At 69.1% G+C, this 24046-nt stretch carries 23 protein-coding genes and 1 pseudogene; 8 read left to right on the forward strand and 16 right to left on the reverse strand.

Features of this window, described 5'->3' with window-relative positions; translation table 11 throughout:
* Nucleotides 1-64 precede the first annotated feature (64 nt).
* Genes AC1DYP_RS09200 through AC1DYP_RS09210 form a run of 3 tightly spaced genes read right to left on the reverse strand, consistent with a single transcriptional unit; the run spans nucleotide 65 to nucleotide 2612 of the window.
* Nucleotides 65-1411, reverse strand: coding sequence for an ATP-binding protein (locus AC1DYP_RS09200; RefSeq protein WP_477046064.1), 1347 nt, complete (start codon nucleotides 1409-1411; stop codon nucleotides 65-67).
* Complete coding sequence (locus tag AC1DYP_RS09205; RefSeq protein ID WP_477033197.1) at nucleotides 1411-2112, reverse strand: response regulator; 702 nt, start codon at nucleotides 2110-2112, stop codon at nucleotides 1411-1413. The genes AC1DYP_RS09200 and AC1DYP_RS09205 overlap by 1 nt, the downstream gene beginning before the upstream one ends.
* Entirely contained in the window at nucleotides 2109-2612 is a 504-nt protein-coding gene (locus AC1DYP_RS09210) for a MarR family winged helix-turn-helix transcriptional regulator (protein WP_477033196.1), read from the reverse strand. Before AC1DYP_RS09210 ends, AC1DYP_RS09205 begins: the two co-directional genes overlap by 4 nt.
* A gap of 119 nt (nucleotides 2613-2731) precedes the next feature.
* On the opposite strand from AC1DYP_RS09210, the gene AC1DYP_RS09215 reads away from it, so the two are divergent.
* Both AC1DYP_RS09215 and flgE read left to right on the forward strand, forming a co-directional pair.
* Nucleotides 2732-3619, forward strand: coding sequence for a branched-chain amino acid aminotransferase (locus tag AC1DYP_RS09215; protein WP_477046065.1), 888 nt, complete (start codon nucleotides 2732-2734; stop codon nucleotides 3617-3619).
* Nucleotides 3620-4034: 415 nt separating this feature from the next.
* Nucleotides 4035-5717 (forward strand): flagellar hook protein FlgE, encoded by a 1683-nt coding sequence (gene flgE, locus AC1DYP_RS09220; protein ID WP_477046066.1) that lies wholly within the window; start codon nucleotides 4035-4037, stop codon nucleotides 5715-5717.
* Nucleotides 5718-5720: 3 nt separating this feature from the next.
* On the opposite strand, the gene AC1DYP_RS09225 is transcribed toward flgE, so the two are convergent.
* From AC1DYP_RS09225 to AC1DYP_RS09260, 8 genes are all read right to left on the reverse strand, one after another.
* The gene (locus AC1DYP_RS09225; protein WP_477046067.1) at nucleotides 5721-6695 is read right to left on the reverse strand and encodes a tetratricopeptide repeat protein; all 975 of its coding nucleotides are present in this window, start codon (nucleotides 6693-6695) and stop codon (nucleotides 5721-5723) included.
* 168 nt (nucleotides 6696-6863) lie between these two features.
* Entirely contained in the window at nucleotides 6864-7268 is a 405-nt protein-coding gene (locus AC1DYP_RS09230; protein ID WP_477046068.1) for a DUF4870 family protein, read from the reverse strand.
* On the reverse strand, nucleotides 7268-7657 hold the full coding sequence (locus tag AC1DYP_RS09235) for a DUF4870 family protein (protein WP_477033191.1): 390 nt from the start codon (nucleotides 7655-7657) through the stop codon (nucleotides 7268-7270). The genes AC1DYP_RS09230 and AC1DYP_RS09235 overlap by 1 nt, the downstream gene beginning before the upstream one ends.
* A 56-nt stretch (nucleotides 7658-7713) precedes the next feature.
* On the reverse strand, nucleotides 7714-7938 hold the full coding sequence (locus AC1DYP_RS09240; RefSeq protein ID WP_477046069.1) for a hypothetical protein: 225 nt from the start codon (nucleotides 7936-7938) through the stop codon (nucleotides 7714-7716).
* Nucleotides 7939-8023: 85 nt separating this feature from the next.
* Entirely contained in the window at nucleotides 8024-8587 is a 564-nt protein-coding gene (locus AC1DYP_RS09245) for a hypothetical protein (RefSeq protein ID WP_477046070.1), read from the reverse strand.
* Nucleotides 8584-8997: a dihydroneopterin aldolase gene (folB, locus tag AC1DYP_RS09250; protein WP_477033188.1), complete on the reverse strand. Its 414-nt coding sequence runs from the start codon at nucleotides 8995-8997 to the stop codon at nucleotides 8584-8586. Before folB ends, AC1DYP_RS09245 begins: the two co-directional genes overlap by 4 nt.
* 10 nt (nucleotides 8998-9007) lie before the next feature.
* On the reverse strand, nucleotides 9008-9763 hold the full coding sequence (locus AC1DYP_RS09255; RefSeq protein ID WP_477046071.1) for an SDR family oxidoreductase: 756 nt from the start codon (nucleotides 9761-9763) through the stop codon (nucleotides 9008-9010).
* A gap of 7 nt (nucleotides 9764-9770) precedes the next feature.
* A complete protein-coding gene (locus tag AC1DYP_RS09260; RefSeq protein WP_477046072.1) occupies nucleotides 9771-9905 on the reverse strand; it encodes a hypothetical protein in 135 nt (44 codons plus the stop codon).
* Between the two features lie 104 nt (nucleotides 9906-10009).
* On the opposite strand from AC1DYP_RS09260, the gene AC1DYP_RS09265 reads away from it, so the two are divergent.
* From AC1DYP_RS09265 to AC1DYP_RS09275, 3 genes are all read left to right on the forward strand, one after another.
* Nucleotides 10010-10963, forward strand: coding sequence for a DUF3829 domain-containing protein (locus AC1DYP_RS09265; RefSeq protein ID WP_477046073.1), 954 nt, complete (start codon nucleotides 10010-10012; stop codon nucleotides 10961-10963).
* A gap of 56 nt (nucleotides 10964-11019) precedes the next feature.
* Entirely contained in the window at nucleotides 11020-11490 is a 471-nt protein-coding gene (locus AC1DYP_RS09270) for an NUDIX domain-containing protein (protein ID WP_477046074.1), read from the forward strand.
* A 120-nt stretch (nucleotides 11491-11610) separates the two neighbouring features.
* Complete coding sequence (locus AC1DYP_RS09275) at nucleotides 11611-13050, forward strand: aldehyde dehydrogenase family protein (RefSeq protein WP_477046075.1); 1440 nt, start codon at nucleotides 11611-11613, stop codon at nucleotides 13048-13050.
* Between the two features lie 96 nt (nucleotides 13051-13146).
* Here the strand turns inward: AC1DYP_RS09275 and AC1DYP_RS09280 are convergent.
* The 3 genes and pseudogenes from AC1DYP_RS09280 to AC1DYP_RS09290 form a co-directional block, all read right to left on the reverse strand.
* Nucleotides 13147-13472: pseudogene (locus tag AC1DYP_RS09280) on the reverse strand (GIY-YIG nuclease family protein).
* A gap of 227 nt (nucleotides 13473-13699) precedes the next feature.
* Nucleotides 13700-14206, reverse strand: a complete 507-nt coding sequence (locus tag AC1DYP_RS09285) for a hypothetical protein (RefSeq protein WP_477046076.1) — start codon at nucleotides 14204-14206, stop codon at nucleotides 13700-13702.
* Nucleotides 14207-14264: 58 nt separating this feature from the next.
* The gene (locus AC1DYP_RS09290; RefSeq protein WP_477046077.1) at nucleotides 14265-14819 is read right to left on the reverse strand and encodes an RNA polymerase sigma factor; all 555 of its coding nucleotides are present in this window, start codon (nucleotides 14817-14819) and stop codon (nucleotides 14265-14267) included.
* A 142-nt stretch (nucleotides 14820-14961) separates the two neighbouring features.
* Here AC1DYP_RS09290 and AC1DYP_RS09295 point away from each other — a divergent pair, with 142 nt between their 5' ends.
* The gene (locus AC1DYP_RS09295) at nucleotides 14962-16827 is read left to right on the forward strand and encodes an AMP-binding protein (protein ID WP_477046078.1); all 1866 of its coding nucleotides are present in this window, start codon (nucleotides 14962-14964) and stop codon (nucleotides 16825-16827) included.
* 87 nt (nucleotides 16828-16914) lie between these two features.
* Here the strand turns inward: AC1DYP_RS09295 and AC1DYP_RS09300 are convergent, their stop codons facing one another.
* Entirely contained in the window at nucleotides 16915-19371 is a 2457-nt protein-coding gene (locus tag AC1DYP_RS09300) for a M20/M25/M40 family metallo-hydrolase (protein ID WP_477046079.1), read from the reverse strand.
* Nucleotides 19372-19540: 169 nt separating this feature from the next.
* Complete coding sequence (locus AC1DYP_RS09305; RefSeq protein ID WP_477046080.1) at nucleotides 19541-22051, reverse strand: TonB-dependent receptor; 2511 nt, start codon at nucleotides 22049-22051, stop codon at nucleotides 19541-19543.
* Between the two features lie 265 nt (nucleotides 22052-22316).
* Here AC1DYP_RS09305 and AC1DYP_RS09310 point away from each other — a divergent pair, with 265 nt between their 5' ends.
* Both AC1DYP_RS09310 and AC1DYP_RS09315 read left to right on the forward strand, forming a co-directional pair.
* On the forward strand, nucleotides 22317-23753 hold the full coding sequence (locus AC1DYP_RS09310) for a protein adenylyltransferase SelO (protein WP_477046081.1): 1437 nt from the start codon (nucleotides 22317-22319) through the stop codon (nucleotides 23751-23753).
* A gap of 137 nt (nucleotides 23754-23890) precedes the next feature.
* A complete protein-coding gene (locus AC1DYP_RS09315; RefSeq protein WP_007667460.1) occupies nucleotides 23891-24016 on the forward strand; it encodes a hypothetical protein in 126 nt (41 codons plus the stop codon).
* Nucleotides 24017-24046: the final 30 nt, after the last annotated feature.

The following is a 24046-nucleotide window of genomic DNA, read 5'->3' on the forward strand; positions in this document are numbered from 1 at the left end:
CGACCTCGCCCGGATCACACCGGCCTTGCCGTGAGTGTGTGTCCCCCTCTCGTGGCGCGGCGCCTTACCCCGGCAACCTCAACACCGCCCGCAATCCCCCCATCGGCGAGCGCTGCAGCGTCAGCTCCCCGCCCAGTCCCCGGGCCATGTCCCGCGCGATGGCCAGGCCCAGGCCAACGCCCTTCTCGTTCTGGTTCCGCGACTCGTCCAGGCGGTTGAACGGGCGGAAGGCCTCTTCGTGGCGGTCGTCGGGGATGCCGGGGCCGTCGTCGTCGACGAAGATCCACACCCCGCCGGCCGGGGCGGCGGTCGACGAGACCCGCACCGTCTCGCCATGGGCGGCGGCGTTGTCGATCAGGTTGACCAGGGCCCGCTTGAAGGCCTGGGGCCGCAGGATGGCCGACAGGTCGTCGCCGATCGACACCTCGACCTTGGCGCCGGCCCGCTGGGCGCCTTCGCAGACCCCCTCGATCAGCGGCCGCAGCATGACCTGACGCGCCTCCTCGCCGCCCTCGCCGCGGGCGAAGGCCAGGTACTCGTCGATCATGTGCTCCATTTCGGAGAGGTCGCGCGCCATGGCCTCCAGCTGCGGGCTGGGCTCGGCCAGGGCGATCTCCAGCTTCAGCCGGGTCAGGGGCGTGCGCAGGTCGTGGCTGACGCTGGCCAGCAGGGCGGTGCGCTGCTCGATGTGGCGCTGGATGCGGGCCTTCATGGCCAGGAAGGCCTGGGCCGCCTGGCGCACCTCGCGCGCGCCGTGCGGCTTGAAGGCGGCCTGGTCGATGCCGCGCCCGAAGGCGTCGGCCGCGTCGGCCAGCCGCTCGATGGCCCGCACCTGGTTGCGGATGAACAGGATGGCCACCGCCGTCAGCAGCAGGGTCGCCACCACCATCCACAGGATGAAGATGTGGCCCTGGGTGGCGAAGGCCCGGTCGCGCGGGGCGATGATTCGCAGCACGCCTTCCTTGACCTGCACGCGGATGTCGACGTGGCCGGGATAGCGGGTGGTGTCGAACCAGAACGGGTCGTCCAGCCGGTCGTCGAGGGCCGTGCGCAGCGAGCGGTCCAGCGAGGCGAACAGCGAGGGGCGCTGGCCGGTCGGCAGCTTGCGGCCTTTCTGCAGGGCGATCGACAGCGACATCGACTCCTCGGCCCGCTCGGCCATCTGGTCCAGCGCCTTGGGCGAGGGATCGTCCTTGTAGGTCTCGACCGCCCAGGCCACGTCGCCGGCCAGGCCCTCGGACAGGCGGCTGGTGACGGTCTCCCAGTGGGCGTCGAAGAAGGCCCAGGTCACGGCGATCTGCATCACCGCCACCGGCAGGACGATGATCAGCAGCGAGCGGCCGAACAGCGAGGTCGGCAGCCACCGCTTGATCTGGCGGGGGATGTAGAGGCGGGTGCGCAGGTGGAACATCAGTCCGGCGCCAATCGGTACCCGATCCCGCGCACCGTCTGCAGATACCTCGGGTTCTTCGGGTCCGGTTCGATCTTGCGGCGCAGGCGGGTGACCTGGACGTCGACGGCGCGGCCGGTGACGTCGACGGTGTCGCGGGCCAGCTCCAGGCGGTCGACCGGGGCGTGGGCGGCCTTGGCTAGGCGGCGCAGCAGGGCGACCTCGGCCTCGGTCAGGCGGATCGGCTCGCCGTCGCGGGTCAGCTCGCCGCGCTCGGGCTCGAAGGCGCAGTTGCCCAGGCTGAGGGCGCGCGGGCCGGAAGGCTTGGGCGCGGCGCGGCGCAGGATCGACTCGATGCGCAGCAGCAGTTCGCGCGGCTCGAACGGCTTGGCCAGGTAGTCGTCGGCACCGTGGGTCAGGCCCTCGATCCGGTCGTTGGTCTGGTCGCGGGCGGTCAGCATCAGGATCGGCGTCTTGCCGGCCTCGCCGCCCCGGGCCCGCACCCGCCTGGTGAACGAGAAGCCGTCCTCGCCGGGCATCATCACGTCCAGCACCAGCAGGTCGAAGTCCATCGCCCCGGTCAGCCGGTCGGCGTGGGCGGCGTCGGCCGCGGCGCTGACCCGGAAGCCGGCGCGGGTCAGGAATTCCTTCAGCAGGGTGCGGATGCGGTCGTCGTCGTCGACGACCAGCAGGTGACGTTCCGCGCGTTCTTCTGGGGTCATAGCCCGTCCCGACGGTTGAGGCCGACACCTTGGCGCGGTCCGGCCAGGGCCGCCAGGATTCGCCGCGCGCCGGCCACGCCGTCGAGGCCGCCGGTGCGATAGGCGCGGCCCAGCAGGGTGCGCAGCCGCTCGGCCACCCTGTACTCGAAGGCGATCCCCTCGGGAGTCAGCTCGGCCGGCCGCCGGCGGGCGTCCAGGTCGCCGGCCGCCTTCTGGGCCAGGCCAAGGCGCTGCAGGTCCGACAGGGTCTTGCTAGCCGCCTGCTTGGACAGGCTGGTCAGCCTGGAAAGGTCCTGCACGCCGATGCCGGGGCGGCGGCGCAGCAGGAAGGCGGCGCGCCAGTGCGAGCGGCCCAGGCCCGGACCCTCGCCCTCCAGCGCCGCGTCGACCGCCGCCCACAGGCCCGCCTCGGCCAGCAGCAGCAGCTCCAGACCACCGTCCAGCTGCTCCTCGCCCAGGATCAGGCGCGGGTCGGTCGAACCACCCGAAATCCCCCCCATTGGGCTCCCGGGCGGTCCCGATGAGAGCGGTCCGGCCATCAGCTTGCGTCCATTTTATTTGACCTTCGCCGGCTCGGGGCGTCTAAGAACCGGGTTCCAAATAAGGAGGTCTTTGACCGATGTCTCTCGTTCCCTTCGACGATCGCGATGGTTGGATCTGGCTGGACGGCCAGTTCGTTGCCTGGCGGGACGCGAAGGTGCACGTATTGACCCATGGCCTTCACTACGCCTCGTCGGTGTTCGAGGGCGAGCGGATGTATGGCGGCGAGATCTTCAAGCTGACCGAGCATACCGAGCGCCTGTTCAAATCGGCCGAAATCCTCGATTTCAAGATCCCCTACACGGTGGCCGAGATCGATGAGGCGTGCAAGCAAACCGCGGCCAAGAACGGTCTGACCGACTGCTATGTGCGGCCCATCGCCTGGCGCGGCAGCGAAATGATCGGTGTTTCGGCGCAGCAGACCAAGATCCACGTGGCCATCGCCGTGTGGGAATGGCCCAGCTACTTCGACCCGGCGACCAAGGCCAAGGGCATCCGCCTGACCTGGGCCAAGTACGACCGTCCCGCGCCGAACACGATCCCGACCGCCGCCAAGGCCGCCGGACTCTACATGATCTGCACCATCTCCAAGCACGCCGCGGAGAAGGACGGCTTCGCCGACGCGATGATGGTCGACTATCGCGGCTATATCGCCGAGGCGACGGGGGCCAACGTGTTCTTCGTCAAGGACGGCGTGCTGCACACCCCGACCCCCGACTGCATCCTGAACGGCATCACCCGCCAGACGGTGATCCAGATCGCCAAGGAACGCGGTGTCCAGGTGGTCGAGCGCCACATCGAGAAGTCCGAGCTGGCCGACTTCACCGAGTGCTTCATCGTCGGCACCGCCGCCGAGGTCACCCCGGTGTCCGAGATCGGCGAGTTCCGGTTCACCCCGGGCGCGCTGTCGCTGTCGCTGATGGACGAATATGCGCGCCTGGTGCGCCGGGAGCTGGTGCCGGCGTAAACCGCTTCCGCTTCGTTGAATTGAAGGATCCCGGAGGGCCCAGGCTCTCCGGGATTTTTTGTGTCCAGGATCCCCTCTCCCAGAGGGAGAGGGCGGGGCCCGCCGCGCAGCGGTGGGAGGTGAGGGGGTTAGGGACATTGGCCGGCGTGCCGGCAGGGCGTCGGTGTGAAGCCGGACAGGGCGTCACCCTCTCCCTCCCACGCCTGCGGCGCGGGTCCCTCCCTCTCCCCTCCGGGAGAGGGTTTGGGTAGGCGCCTAAGAAACCCCCTGGCAAAACCTGCTCGGCAAAAGATCTCGAAACATAGTAAACGGCGGTTATATTAACCATCTATACTGTTGATTACCTGGAAGCGCCGCGCTTCGCCCAGGATTTGCACCGCATCCGGCATCGATCGTCGGATGAGGTTTTCACGTCATGAGCATCAACAGCGCCATGTTGGCCGGGGTTTCCGGCCTGCTCGCCAATTCCTCGTCGCTGGCGGCGATCTCCGACAACATCGCCAACGTCAATACGGTCGGCTACAAGCGCAGCTCCGCCAACTTCTCGTCGATGGTCACGTCGCAGGGGCGGGGCGGCAGCTACAGCGCCGGCGGCGTCTCGGCCAAGACCCACCAGTTCGTCGGCCAGCAGGGCCTGAGCCAGGCCACCACCTCGAACCTGGACCTGTCGATCTCAGGCTCGGGCTTCTTCGTCACCACCGAGAAGCCGGAGGGCCTCTCGCCCACCGACACCCGCTCGTTCACCCGCGCCGGGTCGTTCCAACTCGACAACCTCGGCTATCTGCAGAACGACGCCGGCCTCTACCTGCAGGGCTGGCTGGCCGATCCGGTGACCGGCATGATCACCACCGACCCGTCCGACCTGTCGCGGCTGTCGTCGATCAATGTCGCCACGGTGGGCGGCGCGGCCGAGAAGACCACCCGGGCGGGCATCAACGCCAACCTGCGCTCCGAACAGACGGTGTCGGCGGCCGCCAGCGCCAAGGTCACCAAGACCGCCGTGCCGGAAACGCCCGCCGCGACTCCGGCGGTGGACTACGCCGTCACCTACAGCCCGACCGGCGTGGGCAACCAGTATTCGGTGTCGGTCAGCCGGGCCGGAACCGTGGTGTCCACGGGCACGGCCACCTACGACCCCACGACGGGCGCCCTGACCGGCTACATCCCCACCGGCGCGACCGTTCCGGTCACCACCCTCACCTCGGGCGGCCAGACCGTGGCCCTGACCGACCTGGGCATGACCACCAAGGCCGACGCCGTCACGGCCGGGGCCTACGATCCGGCGACCAATTCGATGTCGGACTATGCCAAGGACCCGACCAAGGGGGTCAAGCCGGACTTCGAGATCCAGCTGCCGGTCTCGGACTCCAAGGGCGGCCAGCGGACCATCACCCTGTCGCTGATCAAGGGGCCGGGCCCCAACGAATGGTACGCCGAGCTGCGCGCCAAGCCCGGCGACCTGGACAACGCCGCCAACGGCCTGATCAGCTCGGGCAAGATCACCTTCACCAACGACGGCAAGCTGGCCAGCACGGGCGGCCTGTTCGGGAGCACCAACCCGACCTCGATCAGCATCGGCGCGTCCGATCCGGCCGCCACGGGAACCGGCCCGCGCTGGGCCGACGGCCTGGGCATCGACAGCCAGAACATCCAGATCGACCTGGCCAACGCGGCCGGCGGCCTGACCCAGTTCAACAGCCAGTCGGTGGTCCAATCGGTCAACACCAACGGCACGGCGTTCGGCAACCTGACCAATATCGAGGTCGATGAGCAGGGCTATGTCTCGGCGATCTTCGACAACGGCGTGACCCGCCGCATCGCCCAGGTCGCCATCGCCACCTTCGCCAATCCGGACGGGCTGAAGGCCGTGAACGGCAACGCCTATCGGGTGACCAACCAAAGCGGCGGCTTCAGCCTCAAGGCGCCGGGCGACGGCGGCGCGGGCTCGATCGCGCCCTCGACGCTGGAGGCCTCGACGGTGGACCTGTCGACCGAGTTCACCGGCCTGATCACCACGCAGAGGGCCTATTCGGCCTGCTCGAAGATCATCACGACGGCGGACCAGATGCTGGAGGAACTGCTGAGCATCAAGCGGTAGGGGCTAGCCCGCCACCTTCGCTTCAAGCTCGGCCAGTCGCGCTCGGGTCGAGGCCAGGTCGGCGCCGAACCGCGCCGGATCGGCGGCCGCCAGGCGGGCGGCGACGTCGTAGCTCTCGCGGTACAGGTCCAGCGCCCGCATGCGGTGGCCGCGGTCCTCGCGCAGGTCGGCCAGGCGTTCCAGCGACACCGACAAGGCTCTGCGGGCGCTGGGGTCGGCGGCTTCGCGGCCGCCTTGCGAACGGCGCAGGGCCAGGGCCTCCTCGAAGGCCGAAAGGGCGTCGTTCAGGCGGCCTTCCATCTCGGCCACGTCGCCCACGCCCGACAGGGCGCTGGCCAACAGCTCGTCGCTGGCGAAGTCGCCCGGTTTGCCGGCCCGGACGGCGCGGGCGTGGCTGACGGCCTCCTCATAGGCCTCGGCGGCCTCGTCCAGCCGGCCCTGGCCGCGCGCGAAGTCGCCCAGGTCGCGGCGCGAGATCGCCTTCTCGCGATCATCGCTCGCCATGCGCAGCAGGCGGTTCAGGGTCTGGGCGGCTTGGGACCAGGCCTCCTGGCGGCTCAGCGTCACCAGGCGGGCGCGGAGCTCCTCGAAGGTCTCGGCGGCGGCGACGGGCGTCGGAAGGATCGGCGCGACGATCGGCGCTTCGGCGACGGGCGTGGCGATCGGCGGCGCGGGCTCCGGCGCGACCTCGACGGCCGTGGCCGGCATGGCGGCCGGCGGCGGATCCAGGTCGACCGGACCCAGGACGGCGGGTCCGGCCCTGCGCCTGGTCTTGCGCTTGAAGCGCGGGGTCAGGGCGGCGACGAGCAACACAGCCCCCGTGATCGCCGCCGCCCAACCCACGAACGGGCGGTGTGGCTCGAAAGGTCCGAGATCGAGGTTCTGCGCCCAGTCCCCCAGGACGCCCAGACCCGCGATGACGTACCCCGATGTCGCCAGGATCGTCCCCAGGACGATCCCCACGAGTCGAGCCATCATGTCACCCCTCCATGACCGCGTTCGTAAGGAGCGAGAGGTCAGCGCAGCGCCGCTCTCGCGTCGAGACGTCTCAACCGCCAGGGGAAGGCCCGGACCGAAGCGACGCCATAAAGGGCGCCGCATGGCTTGGGCGCCTTGGAAACGCCCATGCCCTAACGGAAGTCCGTGTCAGATCAACCAGCTCATCGGCCGGGGATAGGCCTGGCCCTGCAGCAGATAGACCAGGCCCATGATGCAGCGGACCGCGAAGAACACGCCGATCGCGCCCATGATCACGCCCCCGGCGATCAGCATCGGGATGCCGATCAGCAGCACCGCCAGGGCCAGGCCCACCAGGAACAGCGCCAGGCCGATCAGGAACCACCAGATCGACAGCCAGAAGGTGCGGATGGCGAAGGTGTAGTGGCTGGCGTTGATCGGCCCCGCCGTCTCGCGATTGACGTAGGCGACGATCAGCCCGACCAGGAAGGTCAGGCCGTTGGTGAAGCCCAGCAGGTACAGGGCGTAGACCACGATCGGCAGGACCTTGTCCTCGTCGGCGCGGTCAGCGGTCGTTTGGGCGGCGTCGCTCATCAGATCATCCAGTTGCGGGGCGTGGGATAGGGCTGGACCTTCAACAGCCAGGACAGGCCGAGGATGCATCGCACCGCGACCCACACCCAGACGGCGGGCAGGATCACGAAGCCGACGCCCACCGGGGTCAGCACCAGTCCGACCAGGCCGAACAGCAGCGACAGCCAGAAGGTGCGGATCTGGAAGACGTAGTGGCTCTGCAGCCATTCGGGCGCGGCGCCCTTGCTGACATAGGCCAGGATCACGCCGACGAAGCCGGTCATGCCGGCCGAGAGCAGTCCGGCCAGATACAGGGCGTAGACCACCAGCGGCATGGTCTTGTCGTCCTGCAGCGAGGGCGGGACGGCGGGATCGTCGGTTGGATTGGGGGCGGGGTCGGTCGTGCTCATGGAACGATGGTCGTCAATTCCGGCCCGCAACGCAAATGAAGGTCGTGTAAGGCGGTTCAGTCGACCTGGCTCTTGAAGTCCAACCAGTCCGCCCAGACGTTCTCGAGGTCCAGGTCCCGATATCCCCGCGCCTGCGCGATGGCGTCGGCCCGAGCGGCGGGCAGCGCGACGCAGACGGCCTTGTCGCGAGCCTCGATCACCTCGGCTTCGGTCAGCGGCGCGCCCTTCTCCTTTTCCAGATGCACCAGCAGGACCACGAGGGGCGGCATCGGGGTGATCACCAGGGGCTCCGGGCTTGGCGCGTCCGACGACTCCTGGCGACCGCGGGCTCCAAAGAGCTTCGCGAAGGGGTTCTTCATGGTGTTCCTATCCGCCCGGCAGCAGATCCTCGGGCAGCGCGTGCGGGTCCAGACCTTGCCCACGGCCCAGCCACGGCAGCGCCGCCGCCAGCAGGATCAGCAGGAAGGCCATGCGCGCGGCGATCTCAATGGAGATCGCCAGCATGCCGGGGCTGAAGGCGAACAGCAGCATCACCACCGTGCCGAACGCCAGGAAGCTCATCACCCAGGTCAGGGCTTCGCGCGGGGCCATGACGCCGGCGATCTCGAAACGGGCTTTCGGCGCCAGGTCGGCCGCCACCGCCGCCACCGCGCGGGCGAACAGCGAGAAGCTCGCCAGCCGGTCGTCGAACCGGCCGGGGCCGAGATAGCTCTGGGCGGTCAGGATCGTCTTGCGGCGGCCGAAGCTCAGCGTCAGCACCCGGCGACGCCCGCCCTCGCGCGGCTTGGCCAGGCGGAAGACGGTCAGGCTGGAAAGCGGGAAGCGCTGCTTGCGCGGACCGCGACGCTCGACCAGCTCCGCGCCCTCCAGCGTCCAGACCGTCTCGGGCTGGAACGGGGAAAGGCGGGCGCTGTGTCTAAGCTCGCTCACCCCCGGACGGCGGTGATTTCCACCCCGGCCGCGGCGGCGTGGGGGGCCAGGGCCGAAGGCTTTTCGACCCGCACGCGGGCGCGGGTCACGCGGGGATCCTCGAAACAGGCCTCCGCCAGGCGTTCGGCGAAGGTCTCGACCAGGCCGATGTGGCCCTCCGCGGCGATCCGCCGGGCGGCCTGGGCGATGGTCTCGTAATTGACGGTGTCGCTCAGCTTCTCGCAGTGGCTGACGGCGACGTCGAGCTCGACATCGGCGATCAGGGCCTGCAGCCGGCCGTGCTCCTCGTCATAGACGCCGATGCCCGCCTCGACCTTCAGGCCGCGCACGAACACCTTGGTGACGATGATGCGGGCCGGCGACGGCTGGACCGCTTCGTTCGGGGCGTTGGTCAGGGGTTGGGCGGCCAAGGCGAGACTCTCAGGAACCGATGATGTCCGGCGTGCGCCAGCCCAGATGCTGACCCGCGTCGACCGCGATCATCTGGCCCGTGACCGACGCTGCGTCAATGAGGTAGCGCAGGGCCGCGGCGATGTCGTCCGGCGAAACCGCCCGTTCCAGCGGGGTTCCGGCGGCCTCGCGCTCGAACTCGCCGGGCGCCTGGTGCACCGAGGCCAGGGTCGGGCCGGGGCCGATGGCGTTGACCCGGATGCGCGGCGCCAGGTCCTGGGCCAGGGTCTGGGTCGCCCACCACAGGCCGGCCTTGGACAGGCTGTAGCTGAAGAACTGGGGATTGGGCCGCAGCACGCGCTGGTCGACGATGTTGACGATCTGGCCTTGCGCGCCGGCCGGCAGGGCGGCGGCGAAGGCCTGGGCCAGCACGACCGGGGCCCGCAGGTTGGCGTCCAGATGGGCGTCCCAGCTGTCGCGGGTCGCGGTGGCCAGGCGGTCGTCCTCGAAGGTCGAGGCGCTGTTGATCAGCAGGGTGACGGAGCCCAGGGCCCGGGCGGCGCGGGGAAGCAGAGCGGCGGTCTGGTCCTCGTCCGTCAGTTCGGCGTCGAGGATGACGGCCCGGCGGCCCAGGGCCGCGATCTCGTCGGCGACGGCCTGGGCCTCATCGCTAGCCGTGCGGTAGTGGACGGCGACGTCGAACCCGGCCCGCGCGGCCTCCAGGGCCAGGGCGCGGCCGATCCGGCGGCCGGCGCCGGTGACCAGGGCCGCGCCGCGCGGAGTCATGTCCGTCTTAGTCGAAACGGCCGAACTCGAACTTGTTGAGGCCAAGGATGACCACCAGGAAGATGGCGATGATGCCGATCGCGATCATGGACGCGGCTCCGGTTGGGATGAACGTTGCAGCGGCTTTAGCGGGGCGGCGCATCCGGGGCAAGGCTCGCCTGTCGATCGGCCAAAAGCGCTCAACCTCAGGGAGCTTTCCGCCGGCCCGCGCATTCTAGAGCTTCGTATCCTTCGGGGAGCCTTGGCGTGATCACTTCTTTCAACGGCGCGGCCCGCTCTGCGATGTCCGCCTCCGTCCTGGCCCTGGCGATCTCGGCCGTGCTGGGGCTGGGCGGTTGCGACAAGGCCCCTGGCGGCAAGGCCGCCGATGGCGCGCCAGCCAGCGTTCAGAACCCCGCCGCCATGGCCAAGCTCAGCGCCTACACCGAGAGCCACAACGATCTGCTCGACACCTGGGGCCTGGTCCCGACCGCCCAGACCTATGCCGAGCAGGACATTCCCAACAAGACGGCCCAGGAGAGCATCCTGATCTCCGACGGCCAGATCGACCTGGCGCTGGAGAAGCTGAAGAACGCCCGCGCCCTGCCGGGCGGCCCGCAGGCCCTGGACAGGGCCGCCGACACCCTGATCGCCGATCTCGACAAGCTTATGGCGCGCCTGCGCCCGCTGAAGATCTATTACGACAGCAAGGCCTATCGCGAGGACGGCCTGGCGCGCGGCAAGGCCGAGGACCCGTTGATCAAGGCCGAGTTCCAGACGGCCCTGACCGACATGCAGGCCTTCTCCGACGCCCTCGACGTCGAGCGCCAGAAAGACGCGGCGGCCGTGCTGGCCGCCCTCAAGGCCAGCGGCGACATGCTGGGCTACGACAGCAAGCTGGCCCTGCAGCAGGCCGAATCCCTGGTCAGTCTCTTCAAGTCGCCCAAGGACCTCACGGACCCGGCCGTGCTGGCCAAGGGCGACGCCATCGTCGCCGACCTCGACAAGACCCTGGCGGACCAGCGCCAGGCCTATGCGGCCGTCAAGGCCAAGGCCAAGACGCCCATCGAGCAGCCGGACCCCAACCACGAGATCGCGGCCGGAAACCTGACCTCGCTGATCGGCGACTATCGTGACCTCAAGCAGAGCCACAAGGTCGAGGATCTCGACGACATGACCAAGAACTACAACAGCGCCGTCGAGCGGCTGAACAGCATCTAGACCCGCGCCGGCGGCTTGGCCCTGGCGTCGCCGGACCAAGCCGCTAGTCTGCCGCCATGCTCTGGCGTCGCCGTGTCGAACCCTTCACCCGTCCCTTCGTCTATGCGTGGTTCCGCTTCCGGCGGGGCCTGACGCTGGGCGTGCGCGGGGTGGTCACCGACGCGCAAGGCCGGGTGCTGCTGGTGCAGCACACCTATGTCCACGGCTGGTACCTGCCCGGCGGCGGGGTCGAGCGGCGCGAGACGGCCGAGCAGGCCCTGGCCCACGAGATGCAGGAGGAGGCCGGCGTGCGGGTGCTCGGCCGGCCGACCCTGGTCTCGGTGCACAGCAACGAGCCGCGCCACCCGGGCGATCACGTGCTCGTCTATCGCGTCCACGCCTGGGAGCCGTGCGAGTCCAGCGCCGAGGGCGAGATCCACGAGATCGGCTGGTTCGCGCCCGACGCCCTGCCCGAGGGCGTGACGCCCAGCACCCGCCGACGCATCGCCGAGGCGCTGAATGGCGACGAATGCGACCCGATGTGGTGAGGGAGATCATCGGAATTGCGATCGGCCCTTCCCCAGTGATCAACGATCATTAAAATGGATGTTTGAAAGAGGCCCGCCGTCTGCCCAGATGAGAGCGGCCCCAAACCGGAGGAGCACGGCATGCGCGACTACCTGAAGTTCTACATCGACGGGCAGTGGGTCGAGCCGAAAGGCTCCAAGACCGTGGACGTGATCAATCCGGCCACCGAGGCCGTCGCCGGCCGGGTGACCCTGGGCACGGCCGAGGACGTCGACGCCGCCGTCCGCGCCGCCCGCAAGGCCTTCCCCAGCTTCTCCCAGACCAGCCGCGAGGAGCGGATCGACCTGCTCGAGCGGATCATCGCCGAGTACCAGAAGCGCTTCGAGGACATGGCCAAGGCCATCACCGAGGAGATGGGCGCCCCGTCGTGGCTGGCCCAGCGCGCCCAGGCGGCCATGGGCATCGCCCACGTCCAGACCGCGCTGCAGGTGCTGAAGGACTACAAGTTCGAGGAAGATCGCGGCACGACGCGTCTCGTGAAAGAGCCGATCGGCGTCTGCGCCTTCATCACCCCGTGGAACTGGCCGATCAACCAGATCGCCTGCAAGGTCGCGCCCGCCCTGGCGACCGGCTGCACCATGGTGCTCAAGCCCTCGGAAGTGGCCCCGTTCTCGGCCTGGATCTGGACCGAGATCCTGGCGGCCGCCGGCGTGCCGGCCGGCGTCTACAACCTGGTCAACGGCGACGGCCCCGTGGTGGGCGCGGCGCTGAGCTCGCATCCGGAAGTCGACATGGTGTCGTTCACCGGTTCGACCCGGGCCGGCATCGAGGTGGCCAGGAACGCCGCCCCGACCGTCAAGCGCGTGCACCAGGAGCTGGGCGGCAAGAGCCCCAACATCATCCTCGACGACGCCGACTACCAGAAGGCGGTCGGCGGCGGCGTGGCCTCGGTGATGATGAACTCGGGCCAGTCGTGCAATGCCCCGACCCGGATGCTCGTGCCCCAGAAGCGCATGGACGAGGTGATCGCCATCGCCCGGGCCGCGGCCGAGGCCCACACCGTGGGCGACCCGAACGGCAACTCCAAGCTGGGCCCGGTGGTCTCCGAGGTGCAGTGGAACAAGATCCAGGGCCTGATCCAGAAGGGCGTCGACGAGGGCGCGACCCTGGTCTCGGGCGGTCCCGGAAAGCCGGAAGGCCTGGAGACCGGCTACTATGTGAAGCCCACCGTCTTCGCCAACGTCACCTCGGACATGACCATCGCCAAGGAAGAGATCTTCGGCCCGGTGCTGGCCATCCTCGGCTATGACGGTGTCGACCAGGCGGTCGAGATCGGCAACAACACCGAGTACGGCCTGGCGGCCTATGTCTCGGGCAACGATCCGTCCGAAGTCCGCGCCGTGGCGTCCAAGCTGCGCGCCGGCCAGGTGATCCTGAACGGCGCCGGCCCCGACCTGATGGCCCCGTTCGGCGGCTACAAGATGAGCGGCAACGGCCGCGAATGGGGCGACCACGCGTTCGGTGAGTTCCTCGAGACCAAGGCCGTGCTGGGCTATTCGGCCAAGCAAGCGGCGGAATAACTTCCTTCTCCCCTTGCGGGAGAAGGTGTCAGCCGTAGGCTGACGGATGAGGGGTCGCACAGGCGAAAGCCGTGCGACCCCTTTTCGTTCGGCGGCCTAGAACTGGCGCGGAACCGGCGTCCATTCAAAGTCGGATGCGTAGAGATCGTCCCAGCGGGGATTGTCGCGTTCGATCAGGTTGATCTTCCATTGCCGAGGCCAGCGCTTGATTGACGTCTCGCGCTGGATCGCTTCGGTCATGAGGTCGTGGATTCGTACCAGACGAGACGCTTGAGACCGTGCTTGCGCGTGAAGCCGGGCGTGCGCCCTTCGCGGTGTTGTCCGATCCGCGTGAAGAACTGACCCGTCACGCCGGTGTAGAGCGTGCCTCGGTAGTGGTCGGCCATCATGTAGACCGCGATCCAAGCGTCGGGTGAAACCATGTCGCGCCTCGCCGAACTCCGTTCGGAACAATACACGAACAAACTCAGCCGTCATTCCCGCCCTTGTGGCGGGAACCCCTGGTTCAGCTGACGGTGAAGCGCCTTGGCGCGCTGGCGCGCCACACCTCCGCACCTGCGGCGGACAGAGGGGTTCCCGCCACAAGGGCGGGAATGACGGCTGGGAGGTGGTGTTTTGGGGGCGGGCGTCGGTTCCCTTCACGCCCGCGTCAAAGCCTGTCGATCTCCTCCTGCAGCCTCCGCGCTCCGCGCAGGTTCAGCCACCAGATCCCGCCGAACACCAGGGCGCAGACGCCGCTGGCGATCAGGATGCCCAGGTGGTCCATGGCCAGCGACCGGCCTCCGACGTGCGACTGGAACCAGCGGCCCATCATCACCAGCACCATGCCGGGGACGAACGGGGCCAGGTACCAGCGGCCGACCGAGCGCAGGGCGTCGCGCTGGCGGATCAGTTCCTCGCGGTGGAAGTCGCGCAGCGCCTCGCCGGCCTCCGGGACCGCTCTGGCCGAGGCGTGCCGGTGCATCCGCCAGGCGACGAAGATCGTGGCCAGGATGATCAGCGCCGCGCCGGCCTGCATCATCCAGCTGTCCTTGTGGAAGAGCACGGGGCTGAAGCCGGCGATGACGATGACCGACGCCACATATTCCCGCGCATTGCGCCAGCGGACCTTCTTTTCCAGGCTCCGCGCCTTCTGGTGGATTTCCGCGAGCGACATGGGTTCGTGCTCCTGAACTTGGCTCTGCCAAAGGGTTTGAGGATCGAAGTCGGAGGGATCACCGCTCATCGGGACCTCCCTTGTTGATGCGCTGGGCCAACACGGCCTTGAGCCGGTGGAGCTTGGTGGCGACGGCGCCGGGCGACAGGCCGCAGACCTCGGCGATCGCCTTGGCCTCCAGGCCTTCGAGATAGAGCATGACGATCTGCCGGTCGGGCGGGACCAGGGCCCGGATCAGCGCCGTCAGCCGGGCCAGGGCGTGGCGGTCGGCGGTCTGGGCCTCGGGATCGGGCTGGCTCGGATCGCCCTGGGCCGCCAGTTCGTCCAGGGTCAGCAACCTTTCGGGCTTCGAGCGCCGCTGCTTCTGGCCGTGCGAGATCGCCACGTTGTGGGCCACGCGATAGACCCAGGTCCGCTCGGAACAGCGGCCGTCATAGCGCGCGAAGCTGCGCCAGACGGCCAGGTGGATGTCCTGCAGCAGGTCCAGCCGCTGGTCGGCGTCGGCCTCGTAGGCCCGCGCCAGCCGCTCCAGCGCCGCGCCGAAATCGGCCGCCGCGCGGGCGTAGCGCTCGTCCTGCGCTGTCTGTGTCGAGGCTGGGTTCGCGCCGTCCATATCAAGGTAGTCTCGGGCGACGGGGGAATCTTACAAGTCCGCCCCAGAAAGCCGGCCCGCTTTACGTTTGGGCACGCTTTACGCGGACGTCAGGCCGCGCAACTCTCCGATAAACAACGATAACCGACCGGGAGAGAGCGATATGGACGGCGCCGAAGCCCTGACGGCCGCGCGGGATCCGAGCACCGCGCCTTTCAAGCCCCTGCCGATGAAGGGCGCCGACATCAGCGTCGACCGGCGGCCGGACGGCAGCATCGTCATCACCTCCAACCACGCGCCCGGCGACGGACCGCGCACCATCAGCCACCTGCTGGCCCAGAAGGCCGCCGAGCATCCCGACCGGCCGTATCTGAAGCAGCGCGAACCCGGCCACGGCCCCTGGCGCGGCGTCACCTACGGCCAGGCCCAGCGGGCGGTCGAGGGGATCAGCCAGTGGCTGCTGGGCCAGGGCGTCACCGCCGACGACAGCGTGATGATCCTGTCGGGCAACTCCATCGAGCACGCCCTGATGACCCTGGGGGCCTACGGGGCCGGCGCGCCCGCCGCCCCGGTCAGCCCGGCCTACAGCCTGATGTCGGCCGACCACGGCAAGCTCAAGCACTGCTTCGACAAGGTCGCGCCCAAGGTGGTGTTCGCCCAGTCCGGCGTGATGTTCGACAAGGCCATCGCCACCCTGAAGGCGATCAAGCCCGACCTGCTGCTGGTCACCGCCGACGGCACCGGCGAGGGCGCAATCGCCTTCGACACCGTGGCCGCCACCGAGCCCCGCGACGTCGCCGCCAAGCGCGAGACCCTGACGCCGGCCACGGTCGCCAAGTACCTGTTCACCTCCGGCTCGACCGGCATGCCCAAGGGCGTGCCCCAGACCCACGCCATGATGGCCGGGGTGATCGCCGGCCAGGAAGGGTTGCGCGACGAGGAGCCGTCGGACGAGATCCCCAACAGCCTGGAATGGATGCCCTGGAGCCATATCTCGGCCGGCAATATCGGCTTCAACAACGTGATGTGGGCCGGCGGCACGCTGTGGATCGACGAGGGCAAGCCGTTGCCGGGCATGTTCGAGACCACGATCAAGAACCTCTACGAGGTCTCGCCCGTGGTGTTCGGCTCGGCGCCCATCGCCTTCTCGATGCTGGCCGGGGCGATGGAGAGCGACCCGGTCCTGCGCAGGGCGTTCTTCAAGAACCTGAAATACATGGGCTATGGCGGCGCCACCCTGTCGGACGACGTCTATACCCGCATGCAGGCCCTGGCCGTGGCCGAGACCGGCTGTCGCGTGCCGCTGACCACCATGTACGGCGCGACCGAGACCCAAGGGGTGACAGTGGTCCACTGGCTGACCGAGCGTGTCGGGCTGGTCGGCCTGCCGCTGCCCGGCATCGCCCTGAAGCTGGCCCCGGCCGGCGGCGGCAAGTACGAGGTGCGGGTCAAGGGGCCGACCGTAGCCAGCGGCTACCACCGCGACCCTGAAAAGACCGCGGCGGCCTTCGACGAGGAGGGCTTCTACAAGCTGGGCGACGCGGCGCGGTTCGTGGATCCCGAGGACCCGTCCAAGGGCCTGGTGTTCGACGGCCGGGTGACCGAGGACTTCAAGCTGGACAGCGGCACCTGGGTCAGCGTCGGCGTGCTGCGCCCCGACCTGGTGGCCGCCTGCAGCCCCTACATCCACGACGCGGTGATCGCCGGCCAGGACAAGCCGTTCGCCGCCGCCATGGTCTGGCCCTCGCCGGCGGGCCTGACCGCCCTGGTCGCCGACCAGGGGCCGGGCACGCCGCTGGAGAAGTTGACCGCGATCCTGCGCGAGCGGATCGGGGCGTTCAACGCCGCGGCCGGCGGCTCGTCGCGCCGCATCGCCCGCGTGGCCATCCTGACTGAACCGCCGTCCATCGACGCGGGCGAGATCACCGACAAGGGCTATGTGAACCAGCGCGCGACGCTGGACCGGCGGGCGGCGGTGGTGGCGGGGCTTTATGCCAAGGAGCCGGGCGAAGGCGTGATCGTGATCTGAGAACGGGGACATGCACTTGTGCGTGTCCCCATCAGCAAGCGCCGCGCCAAGGTTTGGGGACACGCACGAGTGCGTGTCCCCGGTCGCCTACTCTTCCGCTCCCGCCACAAACGCCGGCCAGGCCAGCGCCCCGCGATCCAGGACGATCGTCTTGTCCGAATAGCCCATCCCCATCAGCCCCGCCGGCTTGGCGGGGATCGCCGAAACCCCGCGCGGCCAGCCGTCGCGGATCTCGATCACCGCCACCTCGACCTTGCCGGCCGGCCGGGCGGTGAAGCTGAGGGTGACGCCGTTGGGGTCGGGGGCGTGGTAGCTGAGGCTGGTCCACTGGCCAGCCTTGGTCGGCAGGGCGATCGGACGGCCGTTCAGGCGCGGTTCGCCCAGGTCGACGCTGGGCCGCAGCCGTAGGGTCAGGACCTCGGCGCCGGCCGTCGGCACGGCGCGGACCAGCAGGCGGTCGCCGGCCCGGTCGATCACCAGCACCGGCCGTTCGACCGGCAGCACGGCGGTCGGGGCCATCCACACCGGCTCGCGGAACAGCGGCGGATAGGCCTGGCGCACCGGCTTGGCGTCGTTGTCCGACAGCACCACGGTCGACCAGGGGTCCAGGCGCGGCTGGGGCGAGACCCGCCAGGCCGTGCCGGTCGACAGGTCCGCCAGGTGGCTGGCCTCGGCCACGCGCGGCCGGTCCGGCCCGCTGTCGCCCAGGCCCGCATAGGCCAGCAGGCCGATCCCCGCCGCCACCGCCACGCCGGCGAACACCGGGGCCCAGCGATAGGCGGCGAAGTCGAAGGCCAGGGGCAGAAGGGCCGGGGCGGCCAGGACGGCGAACACCGCCAGCACCGCCGGCTCGGTCAGGCCCACGCCCGCGAAGGTCCAGGCCCCCCAGGCGCCCAACTGGGCGACGACCGCGACGGCCACGATGCAGACGACCAGGGTCAGGGCCCAGGCCACCCGGCGGTCGCGGGTTCCGCCCACGGCCATGACCAGGGCGGCCACCAGGCTGGCGGCCAGCAGCGGCCAGGCCAGCATCACCGAGCCGCCGGGCAGCAGCGCCTGGACCGTGATCGCCAGGCCCAGCACGACCAGCAGCGCGCCCAGCCAGGCGCCGAACACGCCCACGCCCTTGCCCAGGCTCAGCCAGGCCAGGACGACGATGGCGGCCCCCAGGCCCAAGCCCACGGGATCGAAACCGCCGATCAGGCTGCACGCCCCGCCGACCGCCAGGCCCGCCACGCTGATCCAGACCCGGCCCCAGATCCCGCCCACGCCGCGCGCCTGCAGGGTCAGGACGAACAGGCACACCCCGATCAGCAGGACGCCCGCGCCGGGCAGCAGCACGTTGAACTGGCCCAGCACCGCGTAATAGCGCTGCTGGTCGGCGATGCCGATCAGCCGGCCGGCCAGGTGCAGGGCCAGGATCGCCGCGGCGGCCAGCAGCAGGAAGCCGGCGATCCCGCGCAGGATCTCGACAAAGGTCACGGCCTTGCCGCGCAGGGCGCGATAGCCGGTGAAGACGATCAGCAGCCCGGCCACCGCCAGGATCGCCCAGCCCACATTGACCGGATAGGCGACCAGGCCCAGGGCCAGGACGTCGGAATAGATCAGGTCCGGCGACCTGGCCGGCAGGGCGCCGCCCATGGCCAGGGCCCGGACGGTGGGCAGGGCCTGATCGCCCAGGTTCTGCAGGCTGCCCTGGTTCAGGTGCTCGGGCGTGGCCAGGGGCGTGTGATAGGCCAGCTGGTCGTCGATGAAGGCGAAGTTCAGCCCGGGCAGGCCCTTGCGCAGGGCGTGGGTGAAGTCGGTGTCGTTGGGCATCCGCGCATAGACGGCGGCGGCCAGCGAATTGGCGGTCGGCTGGTGGGCCGCGCCGGCGTAGAGGCGGATCAGCTCGCCGCTGTCGGGTCCGGTCTGGAACATCGCCGCGCGGCCGGCGTCGCCCCGGGCCTCCATGTTGACCACCACGCCGACGTGCTCGCGCAGCGGGTCGCGGGCGAAGAACGCCTCGGCGCCCAGCAGGCCTGGCTCCTCGCCGTCGGTGAACAGGAAGATCACGTCGCGGGCCGGTCGCGGGCCGGCCTGCAGGGCGCGGGCGATCTCCAGGGCGGCGGCGACGCCGGCCGAGTCGTCGGCCGCGCCGGGCGAGTTGTGGACGGTGTCGTAGTGGCTCATCACCAGCACCGCCGGCGCCTGGCGGTCGGTCCCGGGCAGGGTGGCGACGATGTTCTGCACCGCGCCCACGGCCATCGAGCGCGGCGACCACTTGGCGGCGTCGCGCACGCCCTCGCCGGGCCGCACCAGCACCTCCAGCCCCAGGTCGTTGACGCGGGACAGCAGATGGTCGCGGACCCGGACGATCTCGCCCGAGCCGATCGGGTGGGGTTTCTGGCCGATGGCCCGGACGTCGGCCATGGCGCGCGTGGCCGAGAACTGGTCGGCGGGGGCGTTGGCCGGCAGGGGCGGGGGCGTTCGCAAGGCCAGGTTGGCGATCGCCAGGCCCAGCAACAGACAGACCCAGACGCCGAGCAGCCGGACGGTCTTCATGATGCGCCTCCGCAGCGAATCCCCCGCGGCAGGGTGGGGCGGTTCGGGATTCGTTGAAAGCTTGGCCGAAAACGATTTGAACCCAAACGAAAAGGGCGACCCGGTCGCCCGGATCGCCCTTCAGGTCTGGCGGCGACGGCCGTGAGGCCGCCGCCGGTCTCGTTGTCGCCTAGTACTTGGCCCGCAGGGTCAGGCCGTAGGTGCGCGGCGCACCCAGGAAGGCGTCGTAGGTGATGGTGTCGGCGGCCGGATTGTAGACCTTGTTGGTGGCCGACAGGCCCGACGAGCCTTGCAGGAAGCCGTTGAAGGCCACTTGCTTGTACTCTTCGTCGAACAGGTTCTGACCCCACAGCTCCACGGTCCACTTGTCGTCCTGAGAGCTCAGGGCGATGCGGCCGTTGACCACGGTGTAGTCCTCCTGGACCTTCGGCGGGAACAGGTCCGAACCGGTGTTGTAGTCGGACGAGTACTTGGCGCCGACGTTGAAGCGGGCCTTCATGTTTTCGCCCACCGGACGCTCGTAGGTGATCGAGGCCGAGCCCGACCATTCCGGAGCCAGTGACATCTGGCTGCCCGGGAGCAAGGCCAGGGCGTTGGTCGGATCGTTCGGGATCGCCTGGTCGCCGTAGCGCGTCTTGGCGTAGCTCAGGCCGCTCTGGATCGACAGGCCGCGAACCGGGGTGAACCACAGGAAGTCGACGTCGACGCCCTTGGAGGTCACTTCCGGGATCGAGCGCACCGCGAACGAGGTGCCCAGGAAGGTGTTCAGCTGGAAATCGCTGAACTCCTGATAGAAGCCCGTGATGTTGAACAGCACCGAGCGATTGAACAGGGTGTTCTTCATGCCCAGTTCGTAGCTGTCGACGAACTCAGCGGGGAACGAGGTGTCGGTGATCGGCACGACGCCCAGGCCGCCGGTGGGCAGGCCGTTGGACGATTGGGTGCGGTCCAGGTTGAAGCCGCCGCCCTTGTAGCCGCGGGCGTACGAGCCGTAGGTGAACACCTCGGGCGAGAAGCGGTACGACGCCTTGAGGGTGCCGCTCCATTCCTTGTCCTTGCGGTTCTGCTTGGTGCCGCGGCCGTTGAACAGCGGGTTGGCCCAGGGCAGGCAGAGGTTGCCGATCACGGTCGAGGCGTTGGCCGCGCCGACGATGCCGGCGATGCGCAGCTGACCGGCCGGCGACAGGGCGGTGGCGCAGGCCACGCCGCCATCGGTGGTGGTCTGATAGGTGTCCAGCGTCTTGTCGTCGATCGAGTAGCGCAGGCCGGCGGTGATGTCGAAGGCGTCGGTCACGTGCCAGGTGTTGTTGGTGAAGCCGGCGACGGTGGTGGCGCGCTGCTTGTAGGTGTCGTGCAGGCCTTGGCCGCCGACATAGCTGGTGTTGGGCGCGCGGTTCAGCAGCAGGGCCACGAAGTTGGCGACGCCGCCGGGGGCGACGCCGGCCGACAGCAGGCGGCCCAGATACTGCTCGTAGTTGTTGCCGTAGAGGAAGTTGGCCTTGTTATCGAGCCGCTCGTCGGCCAGGAACGCGCCGACCAGCCAGTCGAACTTCTCGGTCTGACCGGCCAGGCGGATTTCCTGGCTGAAGGTGGTGAACTCGGCGTAGTTGGTGCCGTCCTTCACGCGATAGGCGATGTCGGCGGTGGTGAAGTCCGAGTCCTGGCCGTTGTCGGTACGCCAGTTGCGGATCGCCGAGATCGAGGTGAGCTCGCCGACGGGGGTGTCGATCACGCCTTGCAGCGAGACGCCCTTGTCCTCGACCGACGACGGCGCGCCGCGGTTCGAATAGGCGACGCGGTTGAAGGGGTCGGCGGGGCTGGCCAGGGCCGCGCCGCCGTTCAGCAGGCCCAGCACGGCGGCGGTCGGGCCGGTGCGGATCTGAACGGCGCCGCAGCAGTTTTCGTCGCGCTTGCTGTAGTCGGCGATCAGCTTGAAGGTCGATTTGTCGTCCGGAACGAACAGCAGCTGGCCGCGGACGGTGTAGAAGCCCTGGTCGGCGTCTTCGTCGCGGTCGCTGGGACCCTGGCCGGTGATCACGTCGTTGTAGCCGTCGCGCTCGCGGGCGGCGACGTACAGGCGGGCGGCCAGGGTCTCGGTGCCGAACAGCGGACCGGTCACCGAGGCGGCCAGGCCGTGGGCGTTGAAGTTGCCGATCGTCGCCTCGGCCTCGGCGCCGAAGCCGAATTCCGGTTCCTTGGTGACGATGTTGATGACGCCGGCCGAGGTGCTCTTGCCGAACAGGGTGCCTTGCGGACCCTTCAGGACCTCGATGCGCTCCATTTCACCCAGGTCGCCGAAGCCGACGCCGTTGCGGGGGCGATAGACGCCGTCGATCACGATGCCGACCGAGCTTTCCAGGCCGGGGTTGTCGCCGACCGTGCCGACGCCGCGGATGCGGGCGGTGGTCGAGGCTTCCGACGTGGTCGAGGTCACGGTCAGGCCGGGGGTCAGGATCGTCAGATCCTTGATGTCCTTGACGCCCGTGTCGCGCAGTAGTTTGGCGCCGACCGCGGTGACCACCACCGGCACGTCCTGCAGGTTCTGCTCGCGCTTCTGGGCGGTGACGACGATGCTGTCGACGGTTTGGGTTTCGGTATCCTGGGCCTGAGCCGCCAGCGGGGTCAGACCGGCGAGCACGACGGCGGACGCCGTGCCGCAAAGCACCTGAGTAAAGCGCATTTCCTACCTCGGTTCGTTTTATGACGTGAGCGCTTGCATCGCCCCCGCCTTTTGATTTGGTCTTAACCCGAACGTTTGTTCGAATTGACACGCAAGGGTTACGGTCCCGCTGCGTACTCGGCAAGGAAAAACCTTATGGTTTAACGGTTCGAGAACGTCTGTTGCGCGGATGCGACAGCGTTCGCCGACCATCCCCATTGTTCCGTTGGTTCGAAACACGATCGGCGTGCTTGCGCCGGGGCGCCCGGCGGCTCATGTCGGGGAGATGCCGATATCCGCTACCTACCGCCCCGATCCGATCTTCATGCGCCTTGGCCCGGAGTTCGCCGATCCGGTCGCGCCCGCCGACTTCCCCCAGACAATCCTGCGGTTCCGCAACGACCGCGCGGCGGCGAGCGTGGGGCTGGAAGGGCTGACCGACGCCGAATGGCTGGCGCACTTCGCGCGCTTCTCGCCCTTGCCGGACAACCAGCCGGGGCCGCTGGCCATGCGCTATCACGGCCATCAGTTCCGCAGCTACAACCCCGACCTGGGCGACGGGCGCGGCTTCCTGTTCGCCCAACTGCGGGAATCTCCCAGCGGACGGCTGCTGGACCTGGCCACCAAGGGCTCGGGCCAGACGCCGTGGTCGCGGGCCGGCGACGGACGGCTGACCCTGAAGGGCGGGGTGCGGGAGATCCTGGCCGCGTCGATGCTTGAGGCCCTGGGCGTTCCGACCTCGCGGGCCTTCTCCCTGGTCGAGACCGGCGAGGACCTGGTGCGCGGCGACGAGCCCAGCCCCACCCGCTCGGCCGTGTTGACCCGGCTGTCGCACAGCCACATCCGGTTCGGCACCTTCCAGCGCCAGGCCTTCCTGGAGCGGCCCGACAACCTCGCCAAGCTGGTCGACCATGCGGTCGAGACCTACTTCCCCGATGTGGCCGACGAGCCCGACCGGCCCAGGGCGCTGATGGAGCGGGTGGTCGCGGCCAGCGCCCGGCTGCTGGCCCGCTGGATGGCGGCCGGCTTCGTGCACGGGGTGCTCAACACCGACAACATGGTGGTCACCGGCGAGAGCTTCGACTACGGCCCCTGGCGGTTCCTGCCCCGGAACGATCCGAACTTCACGGCCGCCTATTTCGACCATTCGGGGCTCTACAGCTTCGGCCGCCAGCCCGAGACGGTGTTCTGGAACCTGCAGCAGCTGGCCGGCTGCCTGGCCCAGGTGACCGACGACGCTGGGCTGATCGCCGCCCTCAACACCTTCTCCGACCTCTATCGCGACGCCCTGCGCGCGGCGATGCTGGACCGCCTGGGGCTGAAGAGCCGCTCGGCCGAGGACGACGTCGCCCTGGTCCAGGCCGCGTTCGTGGCTTTGGCGGCGGGCGGGGCCAGCGGCGGCGAATCACTGCGCTGGGAGCCGTTCTTCTTCGACTGGTTCGGCGGCGAAGCCTCGCAGGCCCGCGCCCTGGCCGGTCCGCGCGGCGACTTGTACGGACAAGAGGCGTTCCTGGACTTCCGTCGCAAGCTGGCCGGGTTCGAGACCGACCGCCCCGAACGCCTGGAAAGCCCGGTTTTCGCCCAATCCGAGCCCGAAGAGCTGCTGATCGACGAGGTCGAGGCCCTGTGGGCGCCGATCGCGGAGGCGGACGACTGGTCGCCGCTGCAGGCAAAACTACGGCGAATTGAAGCCGCTCGTGTCGCCTATGCGTTGGGAGACTGACATACGGGTGAGACATATCTGCCGCACGCTGAGCTTTTCCGACTTAGGCCCATGGTCGGCAGGAACAAACGTCAAGCTTCAGCCTTATCTGGGTTGAAGCTCGCCCTACGAACGAAGTGGCCTGTGGAGAATTTCGCATGCGTTTCTTCCAACCCGTGATGCTGGTCTGCGCGGTCGCCATGTCTTTCATCGGCGCCCTGGGCTTGCCGGGCTGCGCCCGCGCCATCGGCGAATGCCTCAGCGACAAGCACGAGATGGCCTGATCCAATCCTCCCCCTCTGGGGGAGGTGGCC

It is taken from the genome of Caulobacter sp. P1_D6, from assembly GCF_056406095.1.

Excerpts from the sequence above, each read along its gene's own strand:
- AC1DYP_RS09200 (WP_477046064.1), bottom strand. The coding sequence starts at position 1,411 with ATGTTCCACCTGCGCACCCGCCTCTACATCCCCCGCCAGATCAAGCGG.
- AC1DYP_RS09205 (WP_477033197.1), bottom strand. The coding sequence starts at position 2,112 with ATGACCCCAGAAGAACGCGCGGAACGTCACCTGCTGGTCGTCGACGAC.
- AC1DYP_RS09210 (WP_477033196.1), bottom strand. The coding sequence starts at position 2,612 with ATGGGGGGGATTTCGGGTGGTTCGACCGACCCGCGCCTGATCCTGGGC.
- AC1DYP_RS09215 (WP_477046065.1), top strand. The coding sequence starts at position 2,732 with ATGTCTCTCGTTCCCTTCGACGATCGCGATGGTTGGATCTGGCTGGAC.
- flgE (WP_477046066.1), top strand. The coding sequence starts at position 4,035 with ATGAGCATCAACAGCGCCATGTTGGCCGGGGTTTCCGGCCTGCTCGCC.
- AC1DYP_RS09225 (WP_477046067.1), bottom strand. The coding sequence starts at position 6,695 with ATGATGGCTCGACTCGTGGGGATCGTCCTGGGGACGATCCTGGCGACA.
- AC1DYP_RS09230 (WP_477046068.1), bottom strand. The coding sequence starts at position 7,268 with ATGAGCGACGCCGCCCAAACGACCGCTGACCGCGCCGACGAGGACAAG.
- AC1DYP_RS09235 (WP_477033191.1), bottom strand. The coding sequence starts at position 7,657 with ATGAGCACGACCGACCCCGCCCCCAATCCAACCGACGATCCCGCCGTC.
- AC1DYP_RS09255 (WP_477046071.1), bottom strand. The coding sequence starts at position 9,763 with ATGACTCCGCGCGGCGCGGCCCTGGTCACCGGCGCCGGCCGCCGGATC.
- AC1DYP_RS09260 (WP_477046072.1), bottom strand. The coding sequence starts at position 9,905 with ATGCGCCGCCCCGCTAAAGCCGCTGCAACGTTCATCCCAACCGGAGCC.
- AC1DYP_RS09270 (WP_477046074.1), top strand. The coding sequence starts at position 11,020 with ATGCTCTGGCGTCGCCGTGTCGAACCCTTCACCCGTCCCTTCGTCTAT.
- AC1DYP_RS09275 (WP_477046075.1), top strand. The coding sequence starts at position 11,611 with ATGCGCGACTACCTGAAGTTCTACATCGACGGGCAGTGGGTCGAGCCG.
- AC1DYP_RS09285 (WP_477046076.1), bottom strand. The coding sequence starts at position 14,206 with ATGTCGCTCGCGGAAATCCACCAGAAGGCGCGGAGCCTGGAAAAGAAG.
- AC1DYP_RS09290 (WP_477046077.1), bottom strand. The coding sequence starts at position 14,819 with ATGGACGGCGCGAACCCAGCCTCGACACAGACAGCGCAGGACGAGCGC.
- AC1DYP_RS09295 (WP_477046078.1), top strand. The coding sequence starts at position 14,962 with ATGGACGGCGCCGAAGCCCTGACGGCCGCGCGGGATCCGAGCACCGCG.
- AC1DYP_RS09300 (WP_477046079.1), bottom strand. The coding sequence starts at position 19,371 with ATGAAGACCGTCCGGCTGCTCGGCGTCTGGGTCTGTCTGTTGCTGGGC.
- AC1DYP_RS09305 (WP_477046080.1), bottom strand. The coding sequence starts at position 22,051 with ATGCGCTTTACTCAGGTGCTTTGCGGCACGGCGTCCGCCGTCGTGCTC.
- AC1DYP_RS09310 (WP_477046081.1), top strand. The coding sequence starts at position 22,317 with ATGCCGATATCCGCTACCTACCGCCCCGATCCGATCTTCATGCGCCTT.
- AC1DYP_RS09315 (WP_007667460.1), top strand. The coding sequence starts at position 23,891 with ATGCGTTTCTTCCAACCCGTGATGCTGGTCTGCGCGGTCGCCATGTCT.